This window comes from Romboutsia sp. MSSM.1001216sp_RTP31141st1_G3_RTP31141_220114 (genome assembly GCF_039031195.1).
GTDB lineage: Bacteria > Bacillota > Clostridia > Peptostreptococcales > Peptostreptococcaceae > Romboutsia_C > Romboutsia_C hominis.
Genome location: NZ_JBCIUO010000002.1, coordinates 151,666 through 175,600, shown reverse-complemented (window position 1 = coordinate 175,600; position 23,935 = coordinate 151,666). Strand labels below are relative to the sequence as shown.

23 protein-coding genes are annotated in these 23,935 nt (G+C 28.7%); 22 read left to right on the top strand and 1 reads right to left on the bottom strand.

Going from position 1 to position 23,935, the window contains the following annotated elements:
* Positions 1-15: 15 nt before the first annotated feature.
* Positions 16-1,581 (top strand): BCCT family transporter, encoded by a 1,566-nt coding sequence (locus ABCP60_RS06340; protein WP_343101477.1) that lies wholly within the window; start codon positions 16-18, stop codon positions 1,579-1,581.
* 52 nt (positions 1,582-1,633) lie between these two features.
* Here the strand turns inward: ABCP60_RS06340 and ABCP60_RS06335 are convergent, their stop codons facing one another.
* Positions 1,634-2,275, bottom strand: coding sequence for a TrkA C-terminal domain-containing protein (locus ABCP60_RS06335; RefSeq protein WP_092924138.1), 642 nt, complete (start codon positions 2,273-2,275; stop codon positions 1,634-1,636).
* 205 nt (positions 2,276-2,480) lie between these two features.
* Here ABCP60_RS06335 and lgt point away from each other — a divergent pair, with 205 nt between their 5' ends.
* From lgt to nrdR, 21 genes are all read left to right on the top strand, one after another.
* Positions 2,481-3,245 (top strand): prolipoprotein diacylglyceryl transferase, encoded by a 765-nt coding sequence (gene lgt / locus ABCP60_RS06330; RefSeq protein ID WP_271892706.1) that lies wholly within the window; start codon positions 2,481-2,483, stop codon positions 3,243-3,245.
* A gap of 24 nt (positions 3,246-3,269) precedes the next feature.
* Complete coding sequence (gene rsmH, locus ABCP60_RS06325; RefSeq protein ID WP_343101476.1) at positions 3,270-4,205, top strand: 16S rRNA (cytosine(1402)-N(4))-methyltransferase RsmH; 936 nt, start codon at positions 3,270-3,272, stop codon at positions 4,203-4,205.
* A 283-nt stretch (positions 4,206-4,488) separates the two neighbouring features.
* Positions 4,489-4,842: a hypothetical protein gene (locus ABCP60_RS06320; RefSeq protein ID WP_343101475.1), complete on the top strand. Its 354-nt coding sequence runs from the start codon at positions 4,489-4,491 to the stop codon at positions 4,840-4,842.
* A gap of 15 nt (positions 4,843-4,857) precedes the next feature.
* Positions 4,858-6,837, top strand: a complete 1,980-nt coding sequence (locus ABCP60_RS06315) for a stage V sporulation protein D (RefSeq protein ID WP_240275606.1) — start codon at positions 4,858-4,860, stop codon at positions 6,835-6,837.
* A 221-nt stretch (positions 6,838-7,058) separates the two neighbouring features.
* A complete protein-coding gene (murF, locus tag ABCP60_RS06310; RefSeq protein ID WP_271892495.1) occupies positions 7,059-8,432 on the top strand; it encodes a UDP-N-acetylmuramoyl-tripeptide--D-alanyl-D-alanine ligase in 1,374 nt (457 codons plus the stop codon).
* A 37-nt stretch (positions 8,433-8,469) separates the two neighbouring features.
* A complete protein-coding gene (gene mraY / locus ABCP60_RS06305; RefSeq protein WP_092924153.1) occupies positions 8,470-9,441 on the top strand; it encodes a phospho-N-acetylmuramoyl-pentapeptide-transferase in 972 nt (323 codons plus the stop codon).
* Between the two features lie 16 nt (positions 9,442-9,457).
* A complete protein-coding gene (gene murD, locus ABCP60_RS06300) occupies positions 9,458-10,819 on the top strand; it encodes a UDP-N-acetylmuramoyl-L-alanine--D-glutamate ligase (protein ID WP_195581381.1) in 1,362 nt (453 codons plus the stop codon).
* Between the two features lie 33 nt (positions 10,820-10,852).
* Positions 10,853-11,983, top strand: a complete 1,131-nt coding sequence (spoVE, locus tag ABCP60_RS06295; protein ID WP_092924157.1) for a stage V sporulation protein E — start codon at positions 10,853-10,855, stop codon at positions 11,981-11,983.
* Between the two features lie 14 nt (positions 11,984-11,997).
* Entirely contained in the window at positions 11,998-13,236 is a 1,239-nt protein-coding gene (gene murG, locus ABCP60_RS06290; RefSeq protein WP_092924160.1) for an undecaprenyldiphospho-muramoylpentapeptide beta-N-acetylglucosaminyltransferase, read from the top strand.
* 75 nt (positions 13,237-13,311) lie between these two features.
* On the top strand, positions 13,312-14,580 hold the full coding sequence (gene murA, locus ABCP60_RS06285) for a UDP-N-acetylglucosamine 1-carboxyvinyltransferase (protein WP_166505899.1): 1,269 nt from the start codon (positions 13,312-13,314) through the stop codon (positions 14,578-14,580).
* A gap of 103 nt (positions 14,581-14,683) precedes the next feature.
* Positions 14,684-15,406 (top strand): FtsQ-type POTRA domain-containing protein, encoded by a 723-nt coding sequence (locus ABCP60_RS06280; protein WP_092924166.1) that lies wholly within the window; start codon positions 14,684-14,686, stop codon positions 15,404-15,406.
* A 539-nt stretch (positions 15,407-15,945) separates the two neighbouring features.
* A complete protein-coding gene (gene ftsZ, locus ABCP60_RS06275; RefSeq protein WP_092924169.1) occupies positions 15,946-17,115 on the top strand; it encodes a cell division protein FtsZ in 1,170 nt (389 codons plus the stop codon).
* A 405-nt stretch (positions 17,116-17,520) separates the two neighbouring features.
* Positions 17,521-18,357: a sigma-E processing peptidase SpoIIGA gene (locus ABCP60_RS06270; protein WP_092924172.1), complete on the top strand. Its 837-nt coding sequence runs from the start codon at positions 17,521-17,523 to the stop codon at positions 18,355-18,357.
* Positions 18,358-18,385: 28 nt separating this feature from the next.
* Positions 18,386-19,108 carry an RNA polymerase sporulation sigma factor SigE gene (sigE, locus tag ABCP60_RS06265; RefSeq protein ID WP_092924175.1) on the top strand — a complete coding sequence of 241 codons (723 nt, stop codon included), beginning with the start codon at positions 18,386-18,388 and terminating at the stop codon, positions 19,106-19,108.
* Positions 19,109-19,187: 79 nt separating this feature from the next.
* Positions 19,188-19,961, top strand: a complete 774-nt coding sequence (sigG, locus tag ABCP60_RS06260; protein WP_092924178.1) for an RNA polymerase sporulation sigma factor SigG — start codon at positions 19,188-19,190, stop codon at positions 19,959-19,961.
* A gap of 118 nt (positions 19,962-20,079) precedes the next feature.
* Positions 20,080-20,556, top strand: a complete 477-nt coding sequence (locus tag ABCP60_RS06255) for a hypothetical protein (RefSeq protein WP_092924181.1) — start codon at positions 20,080-20,082, stop codon at positions 20,554-20,556.
* Positions 20,557-20,558: 2 nt separating this feature from the next.
* Positions 20,559-21,224, top strand: a complete 666-nt coding sequence (locus ABCP60_RS06250; RefSeq protein ID WP_092924184.1) for an accessory gene regulator B family protein — start codon at positions 20,559-20,561, stop codon at positions 21,222-21,224.
* Between the two features lie 39 nt (positions 21,225-21,263).
* Positions 21,264-21,383 carry a cyclic lactone autoinducer peptide gene (locus ABCP60_RS06245; protein WP_092924187.1) on the top strand — a complete coding sequence of 40 codons (120 nt, stop codon included), beginning with the start codon at positions 21,264-21,266 and terminating at the stop codon, positions 21,381-21,383.
* Positions 21,384-21,448: 65 nt separating this feature from the next.
* Complete coding sequence (locus tag ABCP60_RS06240) at positions 21,449-23,122, top strand: diguanylate cyclase (RefSeq protein WP_343101474.1); 1,674 nt, start codon at positions 21,449-21,451, stop codon at positions 23,120-23,122.
* A gap of 69 nt (positions 23,123-23,191) precedes the next feature.
* A complete protein-coding gene (locus ABCP60_RS06235) occupies positions 23,192-23,455 on the top strand; it encodes a YlmC/YmxH family sporulation protein (protein WP_092924192.1) in 264 nt (87 codons plus the stop codon).
* Positions 23,456-23,476: 21 nt separating this feature from the next.
* A complete protein-coding gene (gene nrdR, locus ABCP60_RS06230) occupies positions 23,477-23,935 on the top strand; it encodes a transcriptional regulator NrdR (RefSeq protein WP_092924195.1) in 459 nt (152 codons plus the stop codon).

Here is a 23,935-nt window from a genome sequence, read left to right as displayed (position 1 = left end):
TTAGGGGGAATTAATTTGAACAACATATACAACAAAAATAAAACGAATTATGTATTTTTATTATCGTTGATACTGTCAATATCAGTAGTCTTTTCTGGTATAGCATTTCCAGATAAATTCAAAGAAATATCTAACAACATGTTTAATGTCATAATACAAAATTTCAGTTGGGTTTACATAATAACCATGTTAATATTAGTAGGTTTTGCAATATTTTTAGTTTGCAGCAAATACGGAGATATAAAACTTGGTAAAGATAATGATAAACCAGAGTTTAGTAAACTATCTTGGTTCTCTATGCTATTTGGAGCAGGAATGGGAATAGGATTAATATTTTTCGGTACAATAGAACCAATGAAACATTTTATAGCACCAATAGGGGCTACACCTGCTTCTAACGAGGCAGTAACATTTGCAATGCAACAGTCTTATATACACTGGGGACTTCATCCATGGGCAGCATATTCTATAATGGGACTAGCACTTGCATACTTCCAATTTAGAAAAGATTCACCAGGGCTTATAAGTAGCATATTCTTACCTATACTTGGAGAAGATGGAGTAAGAGGTCCAATAGGAAAAACAATAGATATACTAGCAGTATTTACAACAGTAACAGGTATAGCAACATCTTTAGGTATGGGAACTATGCAAATAGCAGGTGGACTTGAATATGTATTTAACATAGAAAACACTTTAAAGTTACAAATAATAATAATAGCTATAGCAACTGTTTTATATATATTAAGTTCAACTAGTGGGCTTGATAAAGGAATAAAGATATTATCTAATGTAAACTTAAGTTTAGCAGTATTTATATTAGTTGGAGCAATAATAATAGGACCTAAATTAGAGATGATAGATAATCTTCGAAATGGAACACAAGCATACTTAACAGAGTTTATATCTCAAAGTATATACATGGATCCAAGCAAAGAATGGATAGGTCAGTGGAGAGTATTTTACTGGGCGCTATGGATAGCTTGGATACCATTTGTTGGGGTATTCATAGCAAGAATATCAAAAGGTAGAACAATAAGAGAATTTATCGTAGGTGTAACTTTAGCACCAGCCCTAGTTTGTATAGTATGGTTTACAGTGTTTGGAACCTTAGGTATACACTTAGGCCCAGCGTTTGTACAAGGTGCAACAAAGGTCACGGAATTAGCCTTATTTGAAGTATTTTCTCAATATCAATTTGGAGGAATGCTATCAATAGTAGCTATGGTACTTTTATGTACATTCTTTATATCATCAGCAGATTCAGCAACATATGTATTAGGAATGTTTACATCAAATGGAGATTTAAATCCTAAAGGAAGTAAAAAGATAGCATGGGGATTAATACAAGCTCTTCTTGCAATAGCACTTTTACTTTCAGGAGGACTAGATACACTACAAATGGTGTCTATAGTATCAGCATTTCCATTCACTATAATAGTTTTATTAAGCATTGTATCTATTATTAAGGCTCTTAGAGAAGAAGTTAAACAAGAAAATATATATGTAGTAAGCAAAAAATCAAGCTTATATAAAGATAGAAAGTCAGCAAAATACAATATAGAAAAAATAAACAATTAATTTATATAATAAAAGCAGATTATCACAGGACATAATCTGCTTTTATTTGTGCTTAAACATCATTTTTAGTGTCATCCTCATATAAAAATGAAGGAACTGAATGGTGGATACTGCTATCCCCAACAACTAATAATATATCATTTTCCATAAATTCTATGTAGGGTCCAGGTGAAATCATAAGTTCTCCATTCCTTTTAACACCAACTATTGTAGCGCCAGTATGCTGCCAAAACTTAGTTTCTCCAGAAGTCATACCTATAACTCTACATTCTTTAGTTATCTCAAATTCAAAAGGAACTAAAGGGTTTATATTGGCTAGCCTACTAGAGTAGTCTATTATTTTATTTATATTATCAAGTATTTCATTTTCTAACTTAGTTTTTGATGCTAAAAGTTTATTTAAATTAGATTTGTATGATGATACATTTGTAATATTTTGGTTCTTATTTAGAAAAGAAAGTGCTTTATCCGATGATAAAACTAAAATACCTTTTCCTTTAACGCTAGAAACTACGCCTAAATCTTCTAGTATTTTCATAGCTCTTCTAATTGTCTCAGGAGAAACATTATAGGTAGCAGCAAGAGAAGATCTTCCCTTTAGTAAACTACCTTCTTTAATTTCTCCAAGGTGAATTTTATTAGCTATATCTAGAGCGATTTTATGATATATAGGCATTGAATATTTTTTTTCCATATCTTCACCTCAAGTATATACTTATCTATAATATTTTACTTCCAAGTAACTAATATGTCTATATAAATAAAATTAGCTAAATATTAAATATAATACTATTAACATTGAATAATTAGCATATATAAGATATATTAATATTATTAAAATATTACAGAGAAATTCATAATTTATACAAGTTTTATATTTACAATTAAATAAAAAACAAATTCAAGAGGTGAAAAATATGGACAGAGTAGCATTTAACATATTTGGGATAGATGTTATGTGGTATGGGATACTAATGGCTACAGGAATGATTTTAGGAACTATAATAGCTTTAAGGGAAGCTAAAAGAGTTGGAATTAAAGAAGATGATGTACTAGATTTAGCCATAGTTGCTATACCAACAGGCTTATTATGTGCAAGGCTGTATTATGTAATATTTAATTGGGAATATTATTCTCAATATCCTTCTCAAATACTAAACTTTAGAGGTGGAGGAATGGCTATACATGGAGCCTTAATAGGTGGAGTATTAGCTGGGTACATATTTACAAAAATAAGAAAAATAAATTTCTTAAAAATGGCAGATACAGTTATAATAGGTATGCCTTTAGCTCAATCTATAGGTAGATGGGGCAATTTTATAAATGGAGAAGCTCATGGAGGACCAACAACGCTACCTTGGGGCATAATGGTAGATGGTGTAAAGGTTCATCCAACATTTTTATATGAATCTATTTGGGATTTAGGTATATTTTTATTCCTATGGTTATTTAGAAAGAAAAAGAAATATGAAGGGCAAATAATAGTATATTATATTATATTATATTCAACAGGAAGATTCTTTATAGAAGGTCTTAGAACGGATAGTTTAATGCTAGGGCCTATAAGAATGGCACAAGCTATTAGTTTAATAGGAATTATAGGTGGTATTATTTGTCATATATACTTATCAAAAAAATCAAAAAAAGAAAACACAGAAGAATAAAGTTAGGTTAAGGAGAATATCAAAATGGAATTTAATCACGTATCAGTACTCTTAAATGAGTGTATAGATAATTTAAATATAAAACCAGATGGAGTGTATGTAGACTGTACAATGGGTGGTGCTGGACACTCAAAGGAAATAGTAAAAAGATTATCAGATAAAGGATTATTTATAGGATTTGACCAAGATAAAAATGCTATAGCTACAGCAAAAGAAAGATTAAGTGAATATAGCGATAGAGTAAGATTTGTTCATAGTAACTTTGAAAATATAAAAGAAGAATTAGAAAAAATCGGTGTAAATAAAATAGATGGAGTTTTAGCTGATTTAGGAGTATCATCTCATCAATTAGATGAAGCTGATAGAGGATTTTCATATATGCAAGATGCACCACTTGATATGAGAATGGACGTAAGATGTGATTTTTCTGCATATGATGTTGTAAATACATATAGTGAAGATGAATTACACAAAATAATAAAAGAATACGGAGAAGAAAATTGGTCAAAGCGTATTGCTAAGTTTATAGTTGAAGAAAGAAAAGAAAAACCTATAGAAACAACAGGTGAACTTGTAGAAGTAATAAAAAAGGCAATACCTAAAAAAGCTAGAATAGATGGACCACATCCAGCTAAAAGAACTTTCCAAGCTATAAGAATAGAAGTAAATAATGAATTAGGTGTAATAACTAAAATGATAGATGATGCAGTATCTATAATGAATAAAGGTGGAAGAGTTTGTATAATAACATTCCATTCATTAGAAGATAGAATAGTAAAAAATGAATTTAGAGACTTAGCATTAGATTGTGTATGTCCATCTCATATACCAATGTGTCAATGTGACAAAGAATCACTTGTAAAAGTAATAACAAGAAAACCAATATTACCAAGTGATGAAGAAATAGAAGTTAACCCAAGAAGTAGAAGTGCAAAACTAAGAGTATGTGAAAGAATATAATATAAAAAGAGTGTGTTGTGATTATAAAATCATAAAACACTCTTTTTTATTTTCATAAAGACAAAATTTTATTAAATAGATTATGTAAATTAATGTAATAAGAAAAAATTATTTTGTTATATATAATCATTTCCTAGTTTTTTTGTTTGTTATTGTATTTATTTTACGATGAAAGTTTAAAGGAAGGTAGTGCATAAACTTGAAATATATAAATAATTTACAAATTTAAACTTAGAAAGAATTTTATATAAAATAAATCAGAAGATAAAGTGAAGGTGGATTAATGGAAAAAAATAATAAAATCAAGGATATAAACGAATATAAAAAGAGAAAAAAGAATAAACATAAAATTATAAGAGTAAAAAAAATAAAAAAAATGATTTTTATTTTTTCATTAGTAGTAGGAGTTTTTATGACATTAATAATAAATATATGTGGCTATTCAGTAATAGGGGAACTTAAATATAGCATAGGTAATCTTAAAAAAGAATTGAGAAAAGAAGAAATAAGGCTAGAGGAAGCAAAAGCTAATGCAGATACTAAAACCTCAATACAGGAAATAGAAAAAAGAGCTAGAGAAGAACTTAATATGGATTATCCTACAAAGAATCAAATAAGATACATACAGATTAAGTAGTAAGGGGGGAAACAATTGAGTAAAAAAGTAAAAAGAATAAGCAAAAAGAGGTTAGTGCTTGTTCTTATGTTAGCATGTATTCTTTTTTTGGGACTAACATTTAGAACAGGATATCTTCAACTCGTAAAAGGGGAGTGGTTAAGTACTAAGGCAATTGAACAACAAACTAGAGAAATTCCTATAGAGCCTAAAAGAGGAACTATATATGATAGAAACATGAAAGAACTAGCCGTAAGTGTTACAAAATACACTGTGTGGTGTAAGCCTGTAGAAGTCAAAGACAAAAAAAGTGCAGCAACACAAGTAGCTGAAATTTTAGACAAAGAATATGAAGACGTATATAAGCAAGTAAATAAAAAAAATATGGCATTAGTTAAAATAGAAAGATGGATAGATGATGAAAAAGCAACAAAAATAAGAGAAGCTAAAATACCTGGTATATGGGTAGCAGAAGACAATCAAAGGTACTATCCATATGGAAACTTTGCTTCTTATGTATTAGGGCATACATCAAGTGATTCCCAAGGAATAGCAGGTATTGAGATGCAATATGATAAGTATTTAAAAGGTCAGGCAGGAAAATTAATAGTAAGTACTGATGCATCAGGAAGAGAAATACCAAGAGGAATGGAACAATACTATGAACCTGTTCAAGGTAAGGGGTTAGTACTTACAATAGATGAAGTAATACAACATTATACTGAAAAAGCTGTTCAAAAAGCTTATGAAATTAATAATGCTAAAAGGGTAACAGTTGTAGCAATGGATCCTAAAACAGGAGATATATTATCTCTAGCATCTAAGCCAGATTATGACCCAAATGACCCAAGAACTCCAATATATCCATACTATCAAGAAGAATTAGATAAATACAGTGAAAAAGATAAGATACAAGGATATTATAAAATGTGGAGAAATCCAGCTATAAGTGATACATATGAACCAGGTTCAACATTTAAACTTATAACATCATCATCAGGATTAGAAGAAAATGTAATAAAAGAAAATGATAAGTTCACATGTACAGGTGGAGTAACTATCAAAGGTCAAAGAATAAAATGTTGGAGACATTATAGACCTCATGGAGAGCAAAGTTTTAAAGAAGGAGTGCAAAATTCTTGCAACCCTGTATTTATAGAAGTTGGTAATAGATTAGGAGTATCAAAGTTATATGATTACATAGAAGGATTTGGATTTATGGATAAAACAAATATAGATCTTCCAGGAGAAGCAAAAGGTATACTATATAATGAAAAAAATGTTGGTCCAGTAGAGTTAGCTACTATATCTTTTGGCCAATCTATATCTGTAACTCCAATACAACTAATAACTGCAATATCATCTATAGCTAATGATGGTAATAGAATGGAGCCTAGATTTGTAAAAGCTTATACAGACAATCAAGGGAATGTAATTGAGGAAATAAAACCTACGAAAGTTAAACAAGTAATATCAGAAGAAACATCAAAGAAGATGATGGACATAGTAGAATCTGTTGTAAGCCAAGGATCAGGTAAAGCTGCATATATCCCAGGGTATAGAATAGGTGGAAAAACAGGTACTGCTCAAAAAGTTATAGATGGAAGGTATGCACAAGGAAAATATATATGTTCATTTATAGGCATAGCTCCAACTGATGATCCACAAATAGTAGTACTTGCAATAGTTGATGAACCAACAGGGGTAAGTGCTTTTGGTAGTACAACAGCAGGACCTATAGTAAAAGAAATAATGAATGATGCACTACCTTATTTAGGAGTAGAGCCAAAATATAGTGAAGAAGAAAAAGAAGAATTTGAAAAAAATAAAGTTACAGTTCCAGACGTAAGGGACTTAGCTATAGAAGATGCTGTTAAGGCATTAGAAGATGTTAACTTAATACCTAACTTAGACACAGATATAGAAATTCCTAAAGGGACTAAGGTTATTGATATGTTTCCAAAACCTGGTATAAAGGTAGATGAAGAATCTAGTATAGCACTTTATTTTAAATAATTAATAGATATAAAAGAACTATAATACTTCTGGAGGGAAATGTAAAAATTTGTAATTGAAAAGCAAAAGATTATTAACATCTGTTAGAAATACCTTCAAAAAAACAATAATATATTATATAATTATAAAGTTAAGAGTAGAAGGGGGGCAATGTATAACACATACATTGCCCTTTATTCAGAAAATTAAGTTAAATTTAATAACTTAAAGGAGGTTGAAAGATGAAAAGTCTAACAGTAGCTGATATAGTTATTGCAACGAAAGGTAAATTAATACTAGGCGATGAAAATTTCTGTATTGAAGATATAGTTATAGACAGTAGAAATGCAAATGACAAAAATGCATTTGTTGCTATAGTAGGTGAAAACTTAGATGGACATAAGTTTATGTGCTCAGCATATGAAAATGGATGCAAAACTTTTATAAAAAATGAAAGTAGTAGCATAAAATTAGATAGTTCGGACATAAATTTAATAGAAGTCAAAGATACTGAGGTAGCACTTGGTGATATAGCGAAATATTATAAAGAGCAATTTGATATACCATATATAGGAATAACAGGTAGTGTTGGTAAAACAACTACAAGGGATATGGTATACTCAGCAGTATCATCAAAGTTTAATACTTTAAAAAACGAAGGTAATTTAAATAATCAATTAGGAGTTCCATTAACATTATTTAAATTAGATGACAGTCATGAATGTGCAGTTATAGAGATGGGGATGTCAGGTTTCAATGAAATAGAATACCTAGCTAATATAGTTAATCCCAAAATAGGAGTAATATCTAATATAGGGTTATCTCATATAGAAAATTTAGGATCTCAAGAAGGTATATTAAAAGCTAAACTTGAAATAGCCACAAATTTTGATTCTTCATGCACATTAATAGTTAATGGAGATGATAAGTTTTTATCAACCTTAAAAAACAAAGAACTTAACTATAATCTAAAAACTTTTGGATTTACAAAAGACAATGATATATATTGTGAGAGCTATGAAATGAATGAAGATAGTATAACATTTACATGTATAATAAATGGTTCTAAAGAAGAAATATTTATACCTACAGTAGGTGAACACAATATATACAATGCAATGGCAGCAGTTTTAGTTGGAATGAGTTTAAATATTTCACTAGATAAGATAAAAGAAGGGTTAAAAAACTTCAAAGCTACAAAAATGAGACTAGACATAATAAAAAATGAAAACCTAACAATCATAAATGATGCATATAATGCTAGTCCAGATTCTATGAAAGCAGCTCTAAAAATATTAGGAAGATATAATAAAAGAAGAGTAGCTATACTTGGAGACATGTTTGAAATGGGTGAACATGCAGAGTATGGACATAGATTAGTAGGAGAAGAAGCAGTTAAAAATACTGACTTATTAATAACTATAGGTAATGATTCAAAGTTTATAAAAGATGAGGCAGTAAAATTAGGATTTAATAGCCAAAATGCATATCATTTTGAAACTAAAGAAGAAGCTATAAGTAAAATAGATAGTTTAGTAAATAAAGAAGATGTAGTTTTAGTTAAAGCATCTAGAGGTATGAAATTAGAAGAAATAGTAGAACATCTTAATAAGTAATTAACAAAAGAAATAGCCAGCAAGGGAGAGGAGATATATTATGTTAGGAATAACAGAACTTACGTATACATCATTGATTTCATTTCTAATAGTAATAATATTAGGACCAATTTTTATACCAATGTTAACAAAATTTAAGTTTGGGCAGACGGTTAGAGATGATGGTCCTCAAACACATTTAGCAAAAAATGGAACACCTACTATGGGTGGAATATTAATGATGGTAGCAATACTAATAACAGGGCTTACTAGAAGTCAAATTGGAAATGATTTAATAATAGGTCTTATATCAATAATAGGATTTGGTATGGTAGGATTTTTAGATGACTTTATAATAATAAAGAAAAGAAGATCTTTAGGTTTAAAGCCTTGGCAAAAAATAGTGCTTCAATTTGCACTTGCTATATATATATCATATTATCAATATAGTGCATCGCCAAGTGCAGCGCAGCTTATAATACCATTTACAGATGCATATATAAACTTAGGACCATTATACGTACCTATAATGACATTTATAATAATAGGTATAGTAAATGCAGTAAACTTAACTGATGGATTAGATGGGTTAGCATCAGGAATAACTTTAATAGTTTCAATATTCTTTATGTTACTTGCATCATACACTACAGTTGCAAATCCTGATGTTGCAGTATTAGCAGCAGCTACAGTAGGAGCATGTTTAGGATTTTTAGGATTTAACTCATACCCAGCTAGAATATTTATGGGTGATACTGGTTCTATGGCATTAGGTGGAGCAGTTGCGGCATTTGCAGTGTTAACTAATTCAATATTATTAATACCATTAGTTGGAGGAGTATACTTTGCAGAAGCATTATCAGTAATACTTCAAGTAGGATCTTTCAAACTAAGAGGAAAAAGAATATTCAAAATGGCACCTATACATCACCACTTTGAACAATGTGGATGGCCTGAAACTAGAGTGGTATTTACATTCTGGATAGTTACTGTAGTTTTAGCATGGATAGGAATAATAGCAATATTCTAATTGTGGGGGTAATAAAATGAACCTTAATGGAAAAAAAGTTCTATTAGTAGGGCTTGCAAAAACTGGTATATCAACAATAAAGCATTTAAATAAATTAGGTGCTAATATAATAGTAAATGATATAAAAGAAAAAGAAAAACTAGAAGATATATTAAATGAATTAAAAGACTTAGACAATATAGAATATATCTTAGGATATCATCCAGAAAATATAGATGATATAGAATTAGTAGTGGTATCTCCTGGAGTTCCTCTAGATTTACCATTTATACTAAAGATAAAAGAGAAAAATATAGAACTAATTGGAGAAGTAGAATTAGCTTATAGACTATCTACTAATAATCCAGTATTTATAGGTATAACAGGAACAAATGGAAAAACTACTACAACAAGTTTAGTAGGAGAAATATTTAAAGCTAATAGCAATGATACATATATCGTTGGAAATATAGGTAATCCTGTTATAGATACAGTGGAGGTTACTACTAAGGATTCTGTATTAGTAACAGAGCTAAGTAGCTTCCAATTAGAAAGTATAGACACTTTTAAACCACGTGTTAGTGCTATATTAAACTTTACAGAAGATCATTTAAATAGACACCATACGATGAAAAACTATATACAAGCAAAATCTAGAATATTTATGAATCAAGGTGAAGAAGACTTTGCTATACTAAATTACGATGATGAAAATGTAAGAGCATTAGAAGATAAAGTTAAAGCTAAGAAAATATTCTTCTCAAGAACTACAGAATTAAAAGAAGGAATATTCTTAGATAAGAATAACAATATAGTTATAAGATTAGATAAAGAAATAGTACTTTTAAACAAAGATGAGCTAAGTTTACCAGGAAATCATAACTTAGAAAACTGTATGGCAGCAGCAATGATTGCATATGTTCTAAAAGTTGACATAGAAGTTATAAGAAAAGTACTAAAAACATTTAAAGCGGTAGAACATAGACAAGAATATGTTAAAACGCTAAATGGAGTAACATTTGTAAATGACTCTAAAGCTACTAATCCAGATTCATCTATAAAGGCAGTACAGTCTTACAAGGAGCCTATAATATTAATAGCAGGTGGTATGGATAAGAAAAGTACTTTTGATGAATTTTTAGAAGTAGCTAAAGAAAATGTAAAAGCATTAGTTCTTTTAGGGGAAACAGCAAATTTAATAAAAGAATGTGCAATTAAAAAAGGATTTAAAGAAATATATCTAGTAAAAGATATGGAAGAAGCAGTTAATACATCTTATAAAATAGCAAAAGAAAATGATGTAGTACTTCTTTCTCCTGCTTGTGCAAGCTGGGATATGTATAAGAGTTATGAAGTAAGGGGTAATGACTTCAAGGATAATGTAAACAAATTAAAGTAACCTCTTAGTCTTGGGAATGGAGGTAAGTCTTTAATGACTAAGGAAGCTTTAAAAAAACAAATTGAAAAAAATGTTAAAACAGAGTTTGATAGTGTGATATTTTACACTACAATGACTTTAGTATTTATAGGAATCATCATGGTGTTTAGTGCGAGCTTTGTTCAATCCTCCTTTAAGCATCATGATGCTTATTATTTTCTAAAGAGAAATGTAATTTATGCAATACTAGGATTTATTTGTATGATTACTATTTCAAATGTAGATTATAAGGTCTGGAAAAAGAATACAAAGCCTATAGGTATAGTATCTATAATACTACTTATATTAGTACTTACTCCACTTGGAATAAAAGCAAACGGAGCTAGAAGATGGTTAGGGGTAGGTGCATTTACAATACAACCTGCTGAAATAGCTAAATTTGCAACTATAATAATTACAGCTAAATTAATAGAGAAAAAATATGAAAATATAAAGTCTTTTAGAAAAGGGCTTATACCACTAATGTTAGTACCACTTTTATTTTTTACACTTATAATGGGTCAACCAAACATGTCAACAGCAGGAACTATAATATTAGTAACATTTGTTATGATATTTGTTGCAGGGATGAGTATGAAAATAGTTGGATTTATGTTTGGTAGTGGTATTGCATTATTCTTAGCACTTGGATTAACTTCAGAGTATAGATTAAAGCGTATATTATCATTTCTAGACCCTTTCCAAGACCCATTAGGTAATGGGTATCAAGTCATTCAAGGGCTTTATGCATTAGGCTCTGGAGGACTATTTGGCATGGGACTAGGAAAGAGCCAGCAAAAGTGGTTTTACATACCAGAGCCCCAAAATGACTTTATATTTGCTATAATAGGAGAAGAGCTAGGTCTTATAGGTTGTGCAGTAGTTATAATGTTATTTGTTATACTAGTGTATAGATGCGTAAGAATAGCATTAAAATGCGACAATATATTTGCTTGTATGGTAGTTATAGGAATTGGTGCACAAATAGGAATACAGGCAGCTTTAAATATTGCTGTAGCAACATCATCAATGCCAGTTACAGGAGTTGCATTACCATTTATAAGTTATGGGGGAACTTCCCTTGTAATATTTATGAGTGCTATAGGAATAGTCCTAAATATCTCAAAACATGTCAAAATTAATTAACAGGAGAGGATAAAATGAGAGTTTTATTATCAGGCGGTGGAACTGGGGGACACGTTTATCCAGCCATAGCCATAGCAAATAAAATAAAAGAGGAGCATCCAGAAGCAGAAATACTTTTTGTAGGAACTCAAAAGGGTATAGAATCAGAAATAGTACCTAAATATGGATATAGATTAGAAACAGTAACAGTACAAGGATTTAAAAGAAAAATAGATTTGGATAATGTAAAAAGAGTATTTAAGTTATTTAAAGGATTAGAGCAATCAAGAAGAGTTGTTAAAAAATTTAAGCCAGATGTTGTAATAGGAACTGGTGGATATGTAAGTGGTCCAGTTTTATTTAACTCAGCTATAAACAAAGTTCCAACAGTAGTACATGAACAAAACTCTTTCCCAGGCGTTACTAATAAAATACTTTCTAAGATGGTTACAAAAGTATTAACAAGCTTTGAAGATTCTCATCAAAGATTCCCTGAAGATAGTAGAGAAAAATTAACACTTACAGGAAATCCAGTAAGAAAAGAAATACTAAATGCTAGAAAAAATATAGCAAGAAGAAATTTAGGGATAACTGAAGATAAGAAAATGGTACTTTGCTACGGAGGTAGTGGAGGAAGTGAAGATATAAACAATGCAATGAGATTAGTCATAGATAATATGGTAAAAGAAGACGTAGCATTTATATTTGCTACAGGAAAGTATTACTATGAAGAATTCTCTCAGACTATAAGTCACTTAAATTTAAAGCCATACCAAAAAGTAGTACCATATTTAGAAGATATGGCTAATGCATTAGCAGCAAGTGATTTAGTTATAGGAAGCGCAGGGGCTATATCTTTAGCTGAAATAACAGCACTTGGAAAACCATCAATAATTATACCAAAAGCATATACAGCTGAAAATCATCAAGAGTATAATGCTAAAAGTATAGAAAATCAAGGTGCTGGAATAGCGATACTTGAAAAAGACTTAACTCCTGAAAAATTAAATGAAACAGTGTTTAGGCTTTTAGGAGATAAAGAAAAATTAATAGATATGGCAAATGCAAGTAAAGAAATAGGAAAGCCTGAGGCTATTGAAATAATATATGATGAAATACTAAAAATTTATAATGCTAATAACAAGCAAAAATCACCATCTAAAAAAGAAAATAAAAAGATAAAAACAAATAATCAAGCAGAAGAAGTACAAAATGCTTGTAATAAAGATACAGAACAAGAACAACCAAAAGTAATTGGAATAAAGAAAAAGTAACATATATCCCCTCTAGTACATAATATTTAAATTATAGACCTTATGATTTAACATACAGCACTAGGGGGGATAATTTTGTCTAAGTATATAATTAAAGGTGGCAACAAAATAGAAGGAAAGCTTAGTATAAGAGGAGCTAAAAATGCTATATTACCAATAATGGCAGCCACCATACTTAATGAAAGTGTGAGTATTATCCATAATGTACCTGATATATCAGATGTACATTTTATGATAAAAATATTAGAAAGCATTGGATGTAAAGTAAGTTATAGCGATGGTACACTTATTGTAGATAGCTCATTTGCTGATCAAGTGGAGATAGAGGAGTGCTACGTTAGAAAAATGAGATCTTCCATAATTATAATGGGAGCAATGATTGGTAGATTTGATTATACTAAAATAAGTTACCCAGGAGGATGTGCAATTGGTTCAAGACCAATAGATTTACACCTTAAGGCTTTAAAAAAATTAGGTATAAGGATAGAAGAGGACGAAGGTTTTATAAAGTGTTATAAGGATAGTTTAGAGGGAAATATAATAAACTTTGAGTTTCCAAGTGTTGGAGCTACCGAAAATGCAATTCTAGCTGCAGTTAAAGCAACAGGAATAACAAAAATATATAATGCAGCTAGAGAACCTGAAATAGAAGATTTACAAAATTTTTTAAATAAAATGGGTGCCAAGGTAAAGGGAGCCGGAACTAATTATATAGAAATTGAAGGTGTAAAAAAACTTCGCAGAGTAGAACATGATGTCATACCAGATAGGATAGCAATAGGAACATATATGATAGCATCGGCATTAACTAATGGTAAACTTGAAGTAGATAATGTAGTAATATCACATATGGAGCCTATAAGTGATAAGCTAAGAAGTGCAGGGTGTGAAATAGAGTATAAAAATGGTGGGTTATTACTTAAACCACCAAGTAAAATAAAATCAATAGATTTAGTTAGGACTTCACCTCATCCAGGATTTCCAACAGATATGCAAGCTCAACTTATGACATTTATGACCCTTTCGGATGGGATAAGTGTATTTCATGAGACTATTTTTGAAAATAGGTTTATGCATTGTGCTGAATTAACTAGGTTAGGAGCTAATATTAAATATATAACAGAAAATATATGTATGATAAAGGGTGTAGAAAAGTTAAGAAGTGCAAAAGTTAAATCTCCAGACCTAAGAGGAGGGGCAGCTTTAGTATTAGCGGCATTGACTATTCCACAGGAAACAGAAATAAGTAATATATATCATATTGAGAGAGGTTATGAAAATATAGAAGATATCCTAACAAGATTAGGTGCAAATATATTAAAAATAGAGGAAATAGAAAAATAAAAGGCTTTTAAGCCTTTTTTTCATGAAGATTATATTGTATAAAGGATAAATTATATTATTAGTTGTATTAATATTATATACGATTTTTAAGGAGATATATTTTATGAAAAGATTAAAAAAGGGAGCTTTAATAAATATTCTAATATTAATACTAATAATTATAGTAATTTTATACACACTACTGAATAGCAAGATTTTCAATAGTAATCAAATAAGAATTGAAGGAAATGAGAAAATTTCAAAGGACTATATAGTTAGAATTCTAGATCTAAGAGAAGATAAAAATATATTTATGTACAACTTAAAAGATATGGAAAAAGAACTTGAGGAAAATAAGTACATAGAAGATGTAAGGGTAAAAAGGGAATTTCCAAATAAGCTACATATAATAATTATAGAAAAAGAAATATCAGGAATAATTCAAGATGATGGTTTAAAATGTTATATTGATAATAAAGGTAAGTTTATAGATAAAGTTAAGAAAGATGAAGAAATAGATAATTATCTTATGATAGATATTGGATATAAGCTAGATAAGAATAATAATATAAAGTTTAAAAAAGAAAGATATAAAAATAATTTATTGGAAGTATTAAAAAATATAAAAAGTTGCACTTTATACAAAAAAATAAATAAGGTTAAAATAGAAGAAGATTCTATAAGAATGTACACTCCAAAAGGTTTAGAAATTATATTTTTAAACAATAAAGAGATAGAAAAAAATATAAAAAAAACAGAAGCAATATTAATAGATTTACAAAGTAGTAAAATAAGTAAAGGAACAGTTGATTTTAGACAGGGTAAAAATCCAATTTACATGCCATAGGTATGAGTGATTTTACCAAAAATAATATAAAAAGGCATAGTGATTTTTAATATGCAATTAAAAGTTATGAATGAGGAAAATAATATAACAAAAAATTCCTACAAAAAATATAAATAAAAAGTATTAAAAAACTTGAAAAATATAAGTGTTTCAAAGTAAAATAAAGAGGGTAAGCATTTATGATATGGATATTAATAAGATTAGCCTTATGTATAGTAGATTGATATTATATAACGTTTACTTATCCTATAGATTATTTTTTATATATCTGTAGAAATACTTATAAGTAAGGATTTTATATTTGGTGCAATAAAGTCTTGGTTTTAAGGTAAATATGTCACTAAACTAGTGTTTAGGTCGAGATTATATGACAACTTATCAGTTATTAGAAGACATATTGTTACAAATTTAAGAAATAAAAAAAGAGGAAATTGAATATTTTTGTGGAATAACTTAGTTAATTATTAACAAAAACAAGAATTAAATGATATAATTAATACATACATTTACTTATAATCATAAAATAGGGAGGTTACGCGATGCTAAACTTTGACGTTGAAACAGATGGACTTGCACAAATCAAAGTAATAGGTGCAGGTGGCGGTGGAAACAATGCTGTTAATAGAATGGTTGAAGCACAGCTTCAAGGTGTTGAGTTTATAGCTGTTAATACTGATAAACAAGCTTTACTTACATCAAAAGCAGAATATAAAATTCAAATAGGTGAAAAATTAACAAGAGGGCTTGGAGCGGGAGCAAATCCTGAAGTAGGAAAAAGAGCCGCTGAAGAAAGTAAGGATGAAATAGTAAAGGTACTTCAAGGTGCTGATATGGTATTCGTTACAGCTGGTATGGGTGGAGGAACAGGAACAGGTGCTGCTCCAGTTATAGCTCAACTTGCTAAAGAAATGGGAATACTTACAGTAGGAGTAGTTACAAAGCCGTTCTTATTTGAAGGTAAAGTAAGAATGAAAAATGCAGAAAATGGGATAGCTGAATTAAAGTCAAAAGTTGATACATTAATAACTATACCTAATGATAGACTTTTACAAATAGTACAAAAGAATACATCTATGCTAGACGCATTCTCTATAGCAGATGACGTATTAAAGCAAGGTATACAATCTATATCTGATTTAATAGCTGTACCAGGACTTATAAACTTAGACTTTGCTGACGTTACTTCTGTAATGAAAGAACAAGGACTAGCTCATATGGGTCTAGGAAGTGCTTCAGGTGAAAATAGAGCTATAGAAGCAGCTAGACTAGCTATACAATCACCACTTCTTGAAACATCAATAAGAGGTGCTAGAGGAGTCTTACTTAACATAACAGGAGGACCTAACCTAGGATTACTTGAAATAAATGAAGCATCAACTCTAGTTAATGAGTCATGTGACCCAGAAGCAAACATAATATTCGGTGCATCTATAAGAGAAGACTTAGGTGAAGAAATAATGATTACTGTTATAGCGACTGGTTTTGATGAAAATAATCATGACTTAGGTTACAAGATAGCTGAAAAACCAAAGGCTACTTCAAGACCTACTTTAAATACACAACCAACACAACCAGCACCACAAATGCAAAAAACATCAATAATAGAAGAGAAAGAAGAGATCATAGCTCCAAAAGAAGAACCTAAAAGATCTAGCTTTATGGAAGAGGATGAAATGGAGATACCAACTTTCTTAAGAAGAAGAAGATAAAGAAGTCTAAATGACTTCTTTTTTTGTATATAAAAAATTTTTATTAAGCTTAAAATATTAAAAAATATATAGATAGCATATATAAATCTAAAAAATACTTGAGAAATTAGCAAATTAAGTAGAGATATGAATAAAGTAAAATTTTTATATAAAAAATTAGTTATTATAATTTTAAGAATAAAGATAGATAACTTTGAATAAATATTAGTATAGAGAATAACAAAGTTAATTAAATAAAAACAATATAACAATACTATATAAATATTAAATAGAAAAGAAAGCAGAATGCTTTCTTTTTTTGTGAATTTTTACACTAAAATAAATGGGTTTCGACCATTAAAAATGACATAAAATTATAAACTATCTAACTTATAATATACACAAAGGTTAAAGGAGGTTAGCTTAATGTATATAGAGTACTACATTATAGAAAACCTATTAATAAATTATATTATTATAAGTTGTACATCTATACTAACAAAAAAATATAATAACAATAAAAAAAAATGGATATGTGCATCTGTAGGTACATTGTATTCAATTGCGTACATTTTTCCACAACTAGATATATTATTTACGCTACCACTAAAGATTATTATCATAGGACTAATAACATTATTTTTATTTGATTATAAAAATAAAAAAGAATACTTTAGAGTATTGTTGGTATTTTTATTAGTTAATATATTTATTTCTGGAACTACATTTTTTATAATTTATTTCACAGGTATAAGTCATTTAAAGATATCATTTTTAATCATTTGTGCATATACAAGTTGTGAACTTTTAAAATATATCTATAATGATATAAGTTTAATGAGGCAAATAAAGGAGAGTACAAAAGAAATTGAAATAACATTGCTTAATAAGACATGTAGTTGCAAGGCATTATTAGATACTGGAAATTTATTAAAAGATCCTTTAAGTAATAATGACATAGTAATAGTAAAATCCAAAGCTTTGAGAAATATAATTCCAAGCTATCTATACGATTATGAATACGATGATATAGATATAGTTGAGATTGAAAGTATAATAGATAATTTAGAAAGTGATATTGCATCTAGGGTAAGAGTTATACCTTATAAGCATGGTGGAAGTAGCAAAAATAATATAATGCTTGGTATAAAAGCTGATTATATAGAAATTGATAAAACAAAAATAGGTAATATAGTGGTTGGAATATCAGATTTTGATGATGATAAATACAATGCTATACTAAATCCTAGTATATTATCGTAAATAAAACAAACAAAAGGGGGAGATTATTATGAAGTCATTAATTGCAAAGTTATCTATCAGAATTAAGAAAATACTAATTAAATTTAAAATCTTAAAACCAAAAGGTGTGTATTACATGGGGGGCGTAAATGTATTACCACCACCATTAAATTCAGATGAAGAAAGTGAGCTATTACAAAGGTTAGAAAAAGATGAAGAAGTAAAAACAATTTTAATAGAGAGAAATTTAAGATTAGTAGTATATATATCTAGAAAATTTGAAAACACTGGAATTGATATTGAGGATTTAATATCAATTGGCACGATAGGACTTATTAAAGCTGTAAATACATTTAAGTTAAATAAAAATATAAAATTAGCTACTTACGCATCAAGATGTATCGAAAATGAAATCCTAATGTATCTTAGAAAAAATAATAAAAAGAAGGTAGAAGTATCCTTTGATGAACCTTTAAATATAGATTTAGATGGAAATGAACTACTACTTTCAGATGTATTAGGAACAGAAAATGATGAAATCTATAAAATAATAGAAGAAGAGATAGATAAAGATTTATTGGTTATGGCTTTAGATAGATTATCAGATAGAGAAAAGCAAATTATGGAATTAAGGTTTGGGTTAATAAATAGGGGAAGGGAGAAAACTCAAAAAGAAGTAGCTAATATACTTGGAATATCTCAATCTTATATATCTAGATTAGAAAAAAAAATAATATCAAGATTAAAAAAAGAAATGAAAAAATTTATATAATTATCTCTTAAAAGTATAAAAAAATATGATGTGTAAATAATTTCATATAGATAAAACTTTTAAGAGAGGACTGAAATTTATGCAAATTAATAAAGTTGAAATCTGTGGTGTAAATACATCTGAACTTCCAGTACTTAAAAATAATCAGATGACCGAACTTCTTCACAAGATAAAAGATGGGGATGAAGAAGCAAGACAGCAATTTGTAAGAGGTAATTTAAGACTAGTTTTAAGTGTAATACAAAAATTCAACAATAGAGGGGAAAATATAGACGATTTATTTCAAATTGGATGTATAGGACTTATAAAGGCTATTGATAACTTCGACTTAAGTCAAAATGTAAGATTCTCAACTTATGCAGTCCCTATGATTATAGGTGAGATAAGAAGATATTTAAGAGATAACAATCCAATAAGAGTAAGTAGGTCATTAAAAGATATTGCATATAAGGCCTTACAAGTAAGAGAAAGACTTGTTAGATCAAATTCAAAGGAACCTACAGTATCTGAGATATCTAAGGAATTAGAATTACCTATTGAAGATGTTGTAATGGCATTAGATGCAATACAGGATCCTATATCATTATTTGATCCAGTTTATCAGGATAATGGAGATGCAATATTTGTTGTGGATCAAGTTCAAGATAAAAAAGATACAGATGAAAATTGGTTACAAGAAATTGCCTTAAAAGAGGCCATAAAAAAATTAAATAGCAGAGAAAGGTTAGTTTTAGATCTTAGGTTTTATAAAGGAAGAACTCAAATAGAAGTAGCTGATGAGATAGGTATATCGCAAGCGCAAGTATCGAGAATAGAAAAAAACGCATTGAAAAATATGAGAAAATATATATAATATATAGTATAAGAAAAATCGTTGGTATATAATGCCAACGATTTTTCTTAGAACTGAGAAAACATTTTTAAAAATTGAAAAATTTTTCTTAATATGTGATAAGAATAGGAGTTAGACCATGTTAACATCATCAATAGGATATATGATCTTGCGTACATTTCCAGAAAGTCTAGTAACTATATTTTGTGGGATGTTGCTTATGGGAATAAAATTAGATAATAAAGAAATCCTAAAAAAAGGATTTTTATTAGGTGTGATAGTAATAGCGATAAGATCTTTACCTATAAATTTTGGAGTACATACAATATTATCTATGATAGCTTTAGGAATAATGTTATACAAAATGTCAAATGGTGATTTATTAAGAACAGTAATATCAACATGCTTATTTTTTATAGCACTTGCCATGAGTGAAGGGATATATATTTTTATAGCAACAAGTTTATTAAATATACCAATAGAAATTTTAACTAATCAAGACGGACCAATTTCAGCTATAAGAACGTTACCGTCACTTTTAATAGCTATAGGAATTGTATTTTTACTAAAAAAAATAGTTATGGAAAATGTGAACCAATATATTAAGAGGGGATAATTATGGGGATAATAGAGGAGTTATCGTTAAAAGCGTCGAATAAGTTAGGGAAGAAGCTTGATAAAAATGATGAAGAAATAGCAGTTATAAACTATGGGCTATTTACAATATTACATACTAGTTTAGCAATAGTTGTAACGATAATAGTAGGTTTATTAACTAAAACATTAATTGAAATTATGACAATATCTATAACATCCGCTATTTTAAAAAGGTATTCTGGAGGTGTGCATGCAACTAGCCCAGAGAGATGCACTTTAATAGGAGTTATATTAGCATATATACTATCTTATATATCAATAAGTATAATGGATATTGATATGAGTATTACTATATTAATGATAATATCTATAATAGGATTTTCTTATTATATTTTATATAAAAAATGTCCAGTACCATCAAAGAATAAACCTTTGAAAAAAGAAAGTACTAGAAAAAAATTAAGAAAAAAAGCCTTTAATCTAATTAATATATATGTAGTTTTAATTATAATATTACTTAGTATATATTCAATAAACAATGTTACAATTGCAAAAAGTATAGCCTTATCAATGGTACTAGGAATAGGACTTCAAGTGTTTGTATTAACTAGCCTAGGGGGCAGACTTATCAACTTGTTAGATAATTTTTTTAATATAAATAAGTTTTTATCTAAAAATATGTCTTAAATATATTTAGGGCAAAATAAAATGTAAGGGGGAAATAAGATGGATTTCTTATTAGGTTCAGTATCTGATTTATTAACTAAAGTTGCAGAAGGAGCATCAACATATTGTATGCTTATATTCTTTGAACCAGAAGTACCAAAGTCATTAAGAGAAGAATAATAAAAAATCATGAGGATTTACTCCTCATGATTTTAATTTAATAAAGACAATTCTAGGTGAAATCTATGCAAAATTTTGATAAAAAAAGAAATAAAAAAGTTTTTGAGATAATAGTTATACTAAAGGTTATATACGTTATATCAAGTTTATTAGCTATAGCAAGTTTTGTAACTTTTGAAGAACAAGCAAAGGATGCAATAACTATTACAATATCAATAAGTATAATATTAACAATATTAATGGGTTACTTTTTATGGATATCTATTTATACTAAAAATAGAATAGATAAGTCTCCTAAATTTTTAGATTACTTAGAAACATCTATACTGATAGGAATGTTTATAATAGTAGTATTTTTCACAGGAAAAGCAGAAAGTGGATATAAATTACTTAGTATATTTATAGTTATAATATCCTCAATACAGTTTGGGAAAAATTATGGTGTAGCATCTTCTATTATTCAAATAGTAGCAATACTAGCTATTAGTATAATGTTTACAAGTGGAAATGAAGAAATGTTAAGGTTATATTTTGAAAGAGATTTAGTTCTTAGTGCAGCCTTATTTGTTATAGCTATTATACTAGGTATGTATGTTGATACAGAAAGAGAACATAGTAAGGAATTAAGAGAATTAGCAAATAAAGATGAATTAACTGGATTATACAATCATAGGTATTTTCAAGAATATCTTAATAATACACTAATAGAAGCAGATAAAAATGATAAAGAAGTTTCTTTATTATTTATGGATATAGATTACTTTAAAAATTATAATGATGTAAATGGGCATCAAGCTGGGGATTTATTACTTGAAAAGATTGGGAAAATATTAAATGAAAATATGAGAGAAAATGATATAGTTGCAAGGTATGGTGGAGAAGAATTTGCAGCAGTACTTCCTGACACAACAGAAGAGGATGCTATAAAAATTGGTGAAAATATAAGAAATGCAATACAACAGACTGAGTTTGAAGGTCAAGAAAATCAACCAAACAAAAATATTACTATATCAATAGGTGTCTCATCTTATCCAAATAGTGCTATTAATAAACATCAGCTTATAAACACAGCAGATGATGCCTTATATAGAGCAAAATCTTTTAATAAAAATAGAGTAGAGTCATACCACAGTATATTATATGACTTATGCAGAGAAATAAATATACCAGAAGAAACAATAAAATCATTAAAAACATTTATAAATATGATAAATATAAAAGATAGATATACATATGGCCATACAGAGAGAGTGGTTATTTATTGTAAGTGGTTTGCACAGTCTATTGGATTAAGTGAACACGACCAAGCACAAATACAGATAGCAGCATATTTACATGATATTGGTAAGCTAGAAATTCCTGAAGAAGTTTTAAATAAAAAAGGTAGACTTACAGACGAAGAACTTAATATGCTTAGAAATCATCCTCAAGCAGGAGTTGACCTTATACACCATATAGTGCCACTAAAGGATTTTAGATCTATAATAAGACACCATCATGAAAGGTATGATGGGAAAGGTTATCCAGATAAACTTCAAAAAGAGGAGATTCCATATTTGGCAAGAATGATTACTATTGCAGATAGTTTTGACGCAATGACATCTAATAGACCATATAACACAAGGAAGAGCCATGAAGAAGGAATACAAGAATTGAGAGCTAATGCTGGTACTCAATTTGATCCATATTTAGTTGAGAAGTTTATAGAGATGTTAGAAAAATATAAAGATAATTTTTAAAAAATAGCCTATAAAGGTTATTTTTTTTTGTACAAGTACATATTTATTTTTGTAAGGGAGGGGATTATAATGTTAAGAGTATCTGATATAATGGAAAAGGAAATCATAAACATTAAAAATGGAAAAAGAATGGGATTTATAACTGATATAAATTTAGATATAAATGAGGGAAAAATAATGTCTTTTACAGTTAGTGGAGATGGAGGAAGAAGTCTATTTTCAAGAGGTGATGAAGGACAAGTTATATTTTTTAATGATATACTAAAGATAGGTTGTGATACTATAATAGTAAATATAGGTTCAGAACTAAATATAGACGATTTTAATATATAGCCAACAAAGGAGGATATAGATATGCAATGCCCTTACTGCAACTATAAAGAATCTAAAGTAGTAGATTCAAGACATACAGACAGAAAGTCTATAAGAAGAAGAAGAGAGTGTGAATCTTGTAAAAAAAGGTTTACTACTTATGAGAAAATAGAGATGACACCTGTAATGGTAGTTAAAAAAGATAATAACAGAGAATATTTTGATAGAGAAAAGTTAAAAAATGGAATACTAAAGTCTTGTGAAAAAAGACCTGTATCAGTAGAGCAAATAGATGACATAGTATACTATATAGAAAACGAAATAAATAAGCTTTATATATCTGAAATAGAAACTGGGGAAATCGGAGAAATGGTAATGGATAGGCTAAAAGAGGTTGACGAAGTAGCTTATGTTAGATTTGCATCTGTATATAGACAATTCAAGGATATAAATACTTTTGTAGCAGAGCTAAAAAATATATTAACAGAGAAAGGTAACTAG